This window comes from Pseudoalteromonas sp. SG44-17 (assembly GCF_014164235.1).
Lineage (GTDB): Bacteria > Pseudomonadota > Gammaproteobacteria > Enterobacterales > Alteromonadaceae > Pseudoalteromonas > Pseudoalteromonas rhizosphaerae.
The window spans coordinates 45,960-55,591 of the sequence record NZ_JACJEV010000030.1; the positions used below are offsets into that span (position 1 = coordinate 45,960).

The 9,632-nt window shown below is 42.6% G+C and carries 9 protein-coding genes; all 9 read left to right on the forward strand.

The features are described from left to right. Positions 1-271 precede the first annotated feature (271 nt). The 9 genes from H5182_RS17570 (at position 272) to H5182_RS17610 (ending at position 9,624) form a co-directional block, all read left to right on the forward strand. The gene (locus tag H5182_RS17570; protein ID WP_064667661.1) at positions 272-1,228 is read left to right on the forward strand and encodes a MoxR family ATPase; all 957 of its coding nucleotides are present in this window, start codon (positions 272-274) and stop codon (positions 1,226-1,228) included. Between the two features lie 3 nt (positions 1,229-1,231). Continuing rightward, positions 1,232-2,176, forward strand: a complete 945-nt coding sequence (locus H5182_RS17575; protein WP_145240355.1) for a DUF58 domain-containing protein — start codon at positions 1,232-1,234, stop codon at positions 2,174-2,176. A gap of 1 nt (position 2,177) precedes the next feature. Next, on the forward strand, positions 2,178-2,615 hold the full coding sequence (locus H5182_RS17580) for a DUF4381 domain-containing protein (protein WP_145240353.1): 438 nt from the start codon (positions 2,178-2,180) through the stop codon (positions 2,613-2,615). Beyond that, complete coding sequence (locus H5182_RS17585) at positions 2,608-3,594, forward strand: VWA domain-containing protein (RefSeq protein WP_145240351.1); 987 nt, start codon at positions 2,608-2,610, stop codon at positions 3,592-3,594. Before H5182_RS17580 ends, H5182_RS17585 begins: the two co-directional genes overlap by 8 nt. Continuing rightward, complete coding sequence (locus H5182_RS17590; RefSeq protein WP_145240349.1) at positions 3,594-5,501, forward strand: VWA domain-containing protein; 1,908 nt, start codon at positions 3,594-3,596, stop codon at positions 5,499-5,501. Before H5182_RS17585 ends, H5182_RS17590 begins: the two co-directional genes overlap by 1 nt. Then, positions 5,495-7,141 (forward strand): BatD family protein, encoded by a 1,647-nt coding sequence (locus H5182_RS17595; RefSeq protein WP_182740091.1) that lies wholly within the window; start codon positions 5,495-5,497, stop codon positions 7,139-7,141. Before H5182_RS17590 ends, H5182_RS17595 begins: the two co-directional genes overlap by 7 nt. A gap of 70 nt (positions 7,142-7,211) precedes the next feature. Next, positions 7,212-7,769, forward strand: a complete 558-nt coding sequence (locus H5182_RS17600) for a sigma-70 family RNA polymerase sigma factor (protein ID WP_149983044.1) — start codon at positions 7,212-7,214, stop codon at positions 7,767-7,769. Further along, positions 7,769-8,572 (forward strand): DUF3379 family protein, encoded by an 804-nt coding sequence (locus H5182_RS17605; RefSeq protein WP_182760391.1) that lies wholly within the window; start codon positions 7,769-7,771, stop codon positions 8,570-8,572. Before H5182_RS17600 ends, H5182_RS17605 begins: the two co-directional genes overlap by 1 nt. Before the next feature lie 212 nt (positions 8,573-8,784). Continuing rightward, positions 8,785-9,624: a Tim44 domain-containing protein gene (locus H5182_RS17610; RefSeq protein WP_182731352.1), complete on the forward strand. Its 840-nt coding sequence runs from the start codon at positions 8,785-8,787 to the stop codon at positions 9,622-9,624. The last annotated feature ends 8 nt before the right edge of the window (positions 9,625-9,632 follow it).

Sequence of the window (9,632 nt, forward strand, 5' to 3'; positions counted from 1 at the left end):
TGACAGGTCTGACCTGTTTGTTTTCCTCGATTCTAAACAACCCGTGTGCTAAAGCCAATAGCGAAATTGAAAATAGTATAATTAGTTACCAACCATAGGCTTTTTTTAGCATATTTACAAAAAATACTGCGCTTTCTATGCTAGGGTAAAAATCGTTAAAAAATAACGAACTATTTTGAAAACTTGAGTCTAACACTTGTGTTATAAACTATTTACCCATATTACTAGTTAAGCTTTTATAAACCTTGCAAATCAGGACAGTTTTTTTACTATGGCCACTAACGTATTTTCACAATTAAAAACTTATTTAGATAGCCAAATTATTGGCCAGCCAGAATTAACGCAAGCACTACTTATTGCTATTTTAGCCGATGGTCACTTATTAGTAGAAGGCCCTCCAGGGCTTGCTAAAACTCGCGCAGTAAATGCATTAGCCAAAGGCGTTGAAGGCTCATTCCAACGCGTACAGTTTACCCCAGATCTATTACCTGCTGACGTAACCGGTACTGATATTTACCGCCAACAGACCAGCGAATTCGTTTTTGAAAAAGGCCCACTATTTCATAACCTAATTTTAGCCGACGAAATTAACCGTGCCCCAGCTAAAGTGCAATCAGCCTTATTAGAAGCCATGGCTGAGCGCCAAGTCACGGTTGGTAAAAACACTTATCCGCTGTCGGATTTATTTATGGTGATGGCAACCCAAAATCCACTGGAGCAAGAAGGCACTTACCCGCTACCAGAGGCGCAATTAGACCGTTTCTTACTCCACCTAAGTATTGATTATCCAGGCGCCGAGCATGAGCTTGATATTTTACGCCTTACCCGTGGCGAAGCGTTGAGCGAGCATCAAGCACCAGCACAACAAATTAGTCAAAGCGATTTATTTGCCTCTCGCAAAGCAATTTTAGGGCTGTATTTAGCTGAGCCACTTGAGCAATATTTAGTGCAACTTATTATTGCAACGCGTGAAGGCGCAAAACTAGACGCCCAATTAGGCAGCTGGATTGAATATGGCGCAAGTCCGCGTGCCACCATCGCCTTAGATAAATGTGCCCGTGCTCATGCATGGTTACAAGGTCGTGACTTTGTTGCTCCAGATGATATTCAAGCTGTGTTACATAATGTTCTGCGCCATCGCATTATTTTAAGTTATGAAGCACAAGCCGATGGCGTTACTAAAGATCAAGTCATTAGCCGTATTTTAGAACTTGTTGCCGTGCCATAAACCATGCAAAGCCAATTAGATAACCAACAGTGGCTCAGCCTAAGTCATAGCCATGGGGTCGACTTAGGCTTGAAAGAGCTGATGTATTATAAAGCGAAAGCTCGCTTATTAGAGCTTGCGCCAAAAGTTAAAATTAGAAATAGCCTGACCGGCCAATATCTCGCGCCTCATAAAGGCCGTGGTATGGAGTTTGCTGAAGTACGTCATTATCAACAAGGCGATGATATTCGCTCAATTGATTGGCGCGTTACAGCACGTACTGGCGAAACACACACTAAGTTGTTTCAAGAAGAAAAAGAACGGCCAGTGTTTGTGTTTACAGACTTTTCTAATTCAATGCTGTTTGGCTCAAAGCTATTACTTAAATCTGTGCAAGCGGCGCATATCAGTGCCTTGGTTGCGTGGTCAGCGTGCCAACGCGGCGATCGCATCGGTGGCATAGTGTTTAATCAACACGGTCATTTAGAGCTCAAGCCCAGCGCCCGCGAAAAAGCCGTGTTAAAACTATGCCACAATTTGTGTAATAACCACCAGCAAGCACTCGCGCAGATTGATGAGCCCGCAGACAATAAACTCAGTGATAATCTAAAACGTTTGAATCATTTAGCCAAGCCGGGCAGCTTAGTCTATTTAGTGTCAGATTTTAGCGCCCTTGATGATGCCAGTTTTAAACAACTAGAAATACTGAGTCGACATTGTGAACTGATCGGCTGCCATATTAGCGACCCATTTGAGCATCAGCTACCGGCGTTTAAACAAACAGTCACGGTTAGCGCCAACGGCAGTGACTTTGCGTTACCGCTGATGGATAAAAGTTTTCGTGATAAATTTGCTAAAACTGCTGAGCAAGCATTTACCACACGAATGCAACGCTTAACTAAATCGGGTCTTAATTTAATATCATTCAATGCAGCCACACCTCTTGAGCTGCAATTAGTGAGAAAGTAATATGCAAACCTCTCCATTAGCTGGCCTCCATGATGTGATTGTGCCAAGCCATGTTTCTTGGTGGCCTTTAGCACCTATTTGGTGGCTCATCATTGTCGTGTTACTCGTAACTGTAAGCTTTATAAGTTACCAGTTGTACCGGGCACGGCAGTTTAAAAAAGCCAAACGCCAAGCTATTTCCCTCAGTGAACAACACGCAGAAGATGCCCAGCAACTACATATTTTAATTAAACGCCTGGTTTTACACTATTATCAGCAAAGTGCTGCATCACAAGGCACGAAACAATGGTGTATTACTCTAAATAAGCTGACCGGACAACAATTTACTGAACACGAACTGATGAGCCTTTATCAATCACAAAGCAATCAAACTGCGCTGGCACAGAAATTAAAACTCGCCATTGTGCAATTTAAATTAAAGGAGCCGCTGAATGTTTGAATTTAGCTGGCCTTGGTTATTTGTATTATTACCGCTGCCTTGGTTGTTGCGCTTATTTAAGCCAGTGCACAGTGAAGGCAATACCCGCTTACGTATTCCAAGCTTCGCCAAACACAATTTAGGCGCGCAAGTTGTCCAGCAACAGGCGCGTGGTATTAGTATATTTGAATGGTTGGTTTGGTTGCTTTTAGTCACCGCTTTAGCTAACCCAACCTGGCTTGATGAGCCAATTACCTTACCTAACGAAGGCCGCGATATCATGCTAGCTGTGGATTTGTCAGGATCAATGACCGAGCAAGATATGGCTTATCAGGGCCAATATGTTGACCGTTTAACTATGGTAAAAGCGGTATTAAGTGACTTTATTGAGCAACGTCAAGGCGATCGTTTAGGGCTGATTTTATTTGGTGATACGGCATTTTTACAAACACCACTAACGCGAGACGTTAAAACCGTAAGCCAAATGCTATCAGAAGCGCAAATAGGCTTGGTTGGCCGTGCCACCGCCATTGGCGATGCACTGGGCTTATCAGTAAAACGTTTTGCCAGTAAAGATGAAAGCAATCGCATTGTGGTGTTATTAACAGATGGTCAAAACACCGCCGGTAACTTAGATCCAGAAGAAGCCTTACTGCTTGCCCGCGAAGAAGGCATTAAAGTGTATACCATCGGCGTAGGCTCTGATAATCCGCGTGGCTTTAGCTTATTTAATATGGGAGGCATGAGCGGAGGTAGTTTAGATGAAACCCTGCTAAAACGTATTGCCGAACAAACTGGCGGCCTTTATTTTCGCGCAAAAGACGTTGCCGGCTTACAACAAATTTATCAAGAACTTGATAAACTTGAGCCGATCAGCGCTGATGAGCAAACCTTTCGCCCACAAAGTGCGTTATTTTACTTCCCTTTATTAATTGCACTGACCTTGATTGGTCTGCGCGTTATGTTTATCAGTGCAAAAGCATTAAGACAGGAGGCCTAATGGACTTTGAATTTATCCGCCCGACCGTATTGTGGTTATTAGTTCCTGTGTGTTTAGTGTTTACTATTGCAATAATAAAGCACAAGAAAACCAGCCAAGGTGAATTAATAGCAGCTCACTTAGCAAAATTTGTGATCAACACCAACAACCAAAAAAACACGCAACCCATGTGGCTAATTGCCCTCTTTGCAGTGTTAGCCGTCATTTTTAGCGCAGGGCCCAGTTTTGAAGAAAAACAAGTGCCGGTATTTCAAAGCAAAAATGCCCGTGTAATTGTGATGGATATGTCGCTATCGATGTACAGCACGGATATTGCGCCCAGTCGTTTAGTGCAAGCGCGCTTCAAAGCGCTGGATATGATCAAACTATTTAAAGAAGGTGACACTGCGTTAGTGGCCTATGCAGGCACTGCTTATACCATTTCGCCGCTAACCAATGATGCCGCGACGCTTGAAAACCTGATCCCAAGTTTAAGCCCAGATATCATGCCTGATAAAGGCTCCAACGTGCTTGCTGGGCTTGATGCTGCAAAAGAGTTATTAACACAAGCTGGATACCTTGAAGGCGATATTATCTTAGTAACAGATGGTATTGAACAAAGTGAGCAACAAGATATCAGCCAATTTACAGACGCTAACCCTTATCGATTAAACATTTATGGTATCGGAACAGAGCAAGGCGCGCCAATTAAACTTCCTGAAGGTGGGTTTTTAAAAGATAGTTACGGGCAAATTGTGGTGCCCACCATCAACATCAGTATGCTTAATGGTCTAGCAAGAAACAGTGGCGGTAAATTTGCGACTTATCAACCGAGTGCCCGCGATATTCAAATTTTTGCTCCCAGTGCAAATAGTGAAATACTGAAAAATGAAAAACAAAGTCAAGCGCTCTGGCGTATTGATGCGGGGATTTATGGCTTGTTTATTTTACTGCCAATGATGCTGTGGATTTTTCGCCGAGGAGCTTTTGCAGCTGCATTTTTAGTGGTGAGCTTTTTACCGCAACACAATGCTTATGCAGTAGAGCTGCCTTCGGTATTTAAAAATCAAGATCAACGTGCGCTGGACGCCTATCAACAAGGTGAATATGAGCAAGCTGCCACAGCAGATTCTAGTCAACTAAAAGGCGCGGCGCTTTACCAGCAAGGTAATTTTGATGCTGCATTGGCACAATTTAGCCAAGATAAAAGCGCCACTGGTTTATATAATTACGGTAATGCTCTAGCAAAGGCAGGCAAGCTAGACGAAGCAATTGCCGCCTATCAGCAAGCACAAACTTTGCAAGACGACTTTACCCAAGCAAAAGAAAATCAGGCACTCGTTGAGCAATTGAAAAATCAACAGCAACAGCAGCAAAATCAACAAGGCCAAGACGGCGAACAAAACCAAGATCAAAAAAGCCAAGATGGTGAACAAGGTCAAGATCAGCAAAATAAAGATAAGTCACAGCAAGGTGAACAGCCAAATCAGGACCAGCAATCTCAACAAGGCGATCAATCTAAGCAAAGTGATGATCAGCAAGATGGCAAACCATCTGATCAACAAACTGACAAGCAAAACGAGCCACAAATGGAGGCGGAACCTGAGCAAGGTGATAAAACTGATGGGCAACAGCAACAAGATGCGCAAACCGAGCCCCAAGATGACTCTGCAAACGATGATAAGCAGGCGCAGCCACAAATGACTCCTGAACAACAGCAACAAGCTGAAGAAGCGGCAAAGCAACAAGCTATGCAAGCACAAACCGCAGAGCTTACCAACGAAGAGAAAGAGAAAGCGCAGCAGCTTAGTCAGTTATTGCGAAAAGTACCCGATGATCCCGCAATCCTGTTACGTAACAAAATGCAATTAGAAGCCCAAAAACGAAACAATCAACGCCGTCCACAAGGAGTCGAAAAATCATGGTAATGCGATTAATCTGTTGTTTATTGCTTATCAGCGCTATGCCCTCGTGGGCCGTTACGCAATTACAAGCCAGTGTTGATAAAAACCCGGTACTAGCGGGTGAATTTTTTATGCTCAATATCAGTGCAGATGACACCATAAAAAATGATCAACCTGATACCTCAGTCCTGTTAAAAGACTTCGTGGTTGGCCGCACCAGTGTCAGCACCCGCACAAACATCATTAATGGTAGTATTTCAAAAGAAACCACTTGGTCTATTAAACTTATGACCCGCACTGCCGGTGATTATACAATCCCAGCATTTAGTGTAGCTGGTGTCAGCTCTGCGCCCATTGCATTAAAAGTGGCTGAACGCAGTAAAGATGCGCAGCAAAACAACGATATTTTTATTAAAGCATCGCTTTCAAGTGACAGCCTATTTGTTCAAGAGGCAGGGCTTTACACGGTTAAGCTATATCTTGCCAAAGAGTTACTTGATGGTAATTTAAGTGCCCCCGCGATGCCCGATGCGCAGCTAAGTCAAATCGGCAAGCAGACTGAAAACTATGAACTTGTTGATGGTAAGCGTTACTTAGTGATCACTCGCGAGTATTTAGTACAGCCCCAAAAAAGTGGTAGTTACACGATTCAAGCACCAACTTTTCAAGGTCGAATTCGCCAAGACTATCGCCAATTAGATGTATCTGCACTGGGTGATAATGTCGATATTGAAATTAAACCGATACCAAGTGACTACCAAGGTGCATGGCTGCCTAGTGAATTAGTTAATTTAGATGAGCAATGGCAACCCGCTGACGACACAGTAGAAGTGGGTACACCTATTACGCGAACGCTGACCTTAACTGCACTTGGTATCACCAAAGAGCAACTACCTGATATTGAACTGCCTGAAATCAAAGGTATTCGCAGTTACCCAGATGAAAAAGAAAATAATCATTTGGTTCGCGATGGTCGGGTAATATCACAACAAACAGCCTCGTACGCTTTGTTACCGCAGATGCCAGGCACTTATACACTGCCAGAGGTAAGCGTGCCTTGGTATAACACTAAGATTAACCGGATCAGTTATGCAACACTACCAGCTCGTACTATTACAGTAACACCTAGTAGCACAAGCACTCCAGCAGCCGTTGCTGCGCAGCCACTTACGCCATCACAAAGCGCAACAACAGATGCTGCAGCAATAAGTTATCAAGCAACGCCGATAAATCAGTATCCGCTATGGTTAATTATTATCAGTGTGATTGGTTATTTATTATGGTTTATTACCTTGATTTTATGGTGGCGCAGTCAATCTCAGCGCAGCTTGATGCAAGCAAAGCCGACAGTAACCCATAGTGATTCATCAATTTCATTAGATGAATTAAAGAAACACGCTAAAAGCAATGATGTAAGTGCCTTTTATCAGGCGCTAAATCGTTACGCAATGCACTTAACAAAACAATCGAGCGGTGCAATAGACAAGCTCGAACAACTAGCTGATAATGCACAGCTTAGTCAACATATTGCTAAACTAAGGGCTGCACTCTATAGTCCTAATGATACAGATGTTGATTTAATTGCGATTGTCGGCATGTTAGAAGAGCAACGTAAAGTACAAAAAAAATCACAACAAGCTGTATTAAAAGGACTTTATAAATAGAGTTTAAGTGACGGGGAGCAATCCCCGCGCTCAAATAGTAAATAACTTAAAATAAATAAAAAAAGTGCTTATGCTTGGAAATGAAAACTCTAAAAGTCAGGTCTTAGTTGATATGGCAGAGAAAAAAACACGCTATGAAAAACTTGTTCATGTTTATCATAGCGAATTATATCGCTTTGCTTATTGGCTCTGCCGCGACCCTAATATTGCCGAAGATCTTGTCCAAGAAACATTTTTACGTGCTTGGCGATCTCTGGATTCATTATTAGATCAAAAAGCAGCTAAGCCATGGCTATTGACTATTTTACGCCGGGAAAATGCCCGTCGTTTTGAACGCAAACAATTTGATTATAGCGATGTTGAAAACGACACCTTAGTTGACGAAAAAAGCGTCACCTTGGATGACGAAATGGAACAAACAGTGATCCAACGTCAAATCGCTAAGTTACCTGATGAATACCGCGAGCCATTATTATTACAAGTCGTTATGGGCTGCTCCGGTGAAGAGATAGCAGAAATATTAGATTTAAATAAAAACACGGTTATGACGCGTTTATACCGCGCCAGAAACCAGTTAAAAGAGGCATTGAGCCGTGATGATGAACAACTTAAAGGGGCATCAAATTAATGGATGATCTCGAGTTTCGTCGCCGAATTAGCGCACAGCCAAACAGCACAGATAAGGAGCTTGTGGAGTTTGCAGAGCAACACTCTGAGCGACAAGAATTTATTAATGATATGCAGGCCTTTGATTTAGAGCTTGCCAATGCACTTGACGTACCGGTGCCAGCAGGTCTTGCCGAGCGTATTTTAGCAAACACCGCAGCGCATGCACAAAACGAGTCGGTCACAACTGAGCAACTCAACCAAGCACCAGCTGATACCAGCGCGCAAACACCGCCGCAACGAACAGATAATGTAGTTGAGGCAAGTACACGTTTTAAACGTGCTCGTTTATCACTTGCCATGGCAGCCTCAGTATTAGTGGCTGTGGGAGCATTTTTATTTAGCAGCGAACAAAATGTTGCGTACGCAGCTGGCGAACATGCGCTTGCTCATGTTTACTATGAAATTAATTCGCTGCAAAAGACCGAAGCAATCAGCTTAGCAACGGTAAATGAAAAATTTGCTGTGTTAGGCGGCCATTTAGATGAATTGCCAGGTAAAGTGACTTACCTAATGTTTTGTGACTTTAAAGGCCAAAAGGGATTACACCTGGTTTTTGAATCAGACTATGGCCCGATGACGGTATTTATAGTGCCATCAAAACAGCAATCGTTTGGCATCGGCGACGATGATTTTCAAGACGATCGTTTTGAAGGCCATATTAACCGTGGTGCTGACGCAGATACTATTTTAGTAGCAAGTCTTGGTGCGCCATTAGAAAATTACAATGATCGTATTAATGGTGCGATCCGCTGGTTAAATTAACCTTCCTTTTGCATTGCCGTTATTATAACGGCAATGCAATTTATACCTTCGCGAAACAATCGTTATATTCTTCCTGCTTGAACCAATAATTGCTTTTAAATTAGTCTATTGACCAAGCTACTGAGCATTTTAGAACTAATTCAGTTTGTCGCTATTTATCTAATTCCTGAACTACTTTAGAATCGCCGTTCTAATTTGTTTTAAGGAACTTCATGAAAAACCTGATTGTTATATTTTCATTGCTTGCTCTACTATGTACTGCAAGTTTTGATGCACAAGCACGTAAAAAGTTTGGTAGTAAAAAACGTGGCCAAACACCAGAAACACAACAAACCGCACAAAAACAACAAACAGATACCAATACCCTCGCCCCTGCTGCAAAACCAAAATCAAGCAAAAAAGGCATGATGGCAGGTATTTTTGGCGGCTTATTAGCCGGTGGATTAATCGCCGCAATGATGGGCGATGACTTTGAAGGGATGCAACTACTTGAGATAATTTTAATGGCAGGTATTGCCTTTATTATCTTTAAACTTATCATCGGTATAATACGTCGTAAAAACGCCCCTGTAATGGCGCATGCGCAAGGAGCATTTACTGCACCGCAAATGAAACAAACTGCGTCTGAGCACACCACTACAAGTGGATTTAGTCAAACCAATGACGTACCGTTTAATTTACCCGCTAACTTTGATACTAACGGCTTTTTACAAGGTGCGCGTAGCCATTATCATACTTTGCAAACAGCATGGAATAATGCTGACTATGCAACGATGGCTGAATACTTAAGCCCTGAACTAGTCGCTGAATTTAAAGCGGAACGTGAAGCGATTGACAGCGTTGCAACTGACGTGATGTTTATTGATGCAGAACTTGTACGTGCCGATACCGACACACAAAAATGGCAAGTAAGTGTACGTTTTAAAGGGAAGTACCGTGACTTAGGCGATAATAAAGAACAGCCTATTTTAGAAATTTGGCACTTAGAGCGTGCCACCAGCGATGATGCGCCTTGGCTGATTGTTGGTGTTGAAGATTTAATTGACGCGTAGTTCTAGGT

Bases quoted from the DNA above. Each gene is read 5' to 3' on its own strand.
- H5182_RS17605 (WP_182760391.1), top strand. From the start codon at position 7,769: ATGGATGATCTCGAGTTTCGTCGCCGAATTAGCGCACAGCCAAACAGC.
- H5182_RS17570 (WP_064667661.1), top strand. From the start codon at position 272: ATGGCCACTAACGTATTTTCACAATTAAAAACTTATTTAGATAGCCAA.
- H5182_RS17590 (WP_145240349.1), top strand. From the start codon at position 3,594: ATGGACTTTGAATTTATCCGCCCGACCGTATTGTGGTTATTAGTTCCT.
- H5182_RS17575 (WP_145240355.1), top strand. From the start codon at position 1,232: ATGCAAAGCCAATTAGATAACCAACAGTGGCTCAGCCTAAGTCATAGC.
- H5182_RS17580 (WP_145240353.1), top strand. From the start codon at position 2,178: ATGCAAACCTCTCCATTAGCTGGCCTCCATGATGTGATTGTGCCAAGC.
- H5182_RS17595 (WP_182740091.1), top strand. From the start codon at position 5,495: ATGGTAATGCGATTAATCTGTTGTTTATTGCTTATCAGCGCTATGCCC.
- H5182_RS17585 (WP_145240351.1), top strand. From the start codon at position 2,608: ATGTTTGAATTTAGCTGGCCTTGGTTATTTGTATTATTACCGCTGCCT.
- H5182_RS17610 (WP_182731352.1), top strand. From the start codon at position 8,785: ATGAAAAACCTGATTGTTATATTTTCATTGCTTGCTCTACTATGTACT.
- H5182_RS17600 (WP_149983044.1), top strand. From the start codon at position 7,212: ATGCTTGGAAATGAAAACTCTAAAAGTCAGGTCTTAGTTGATATGGCA.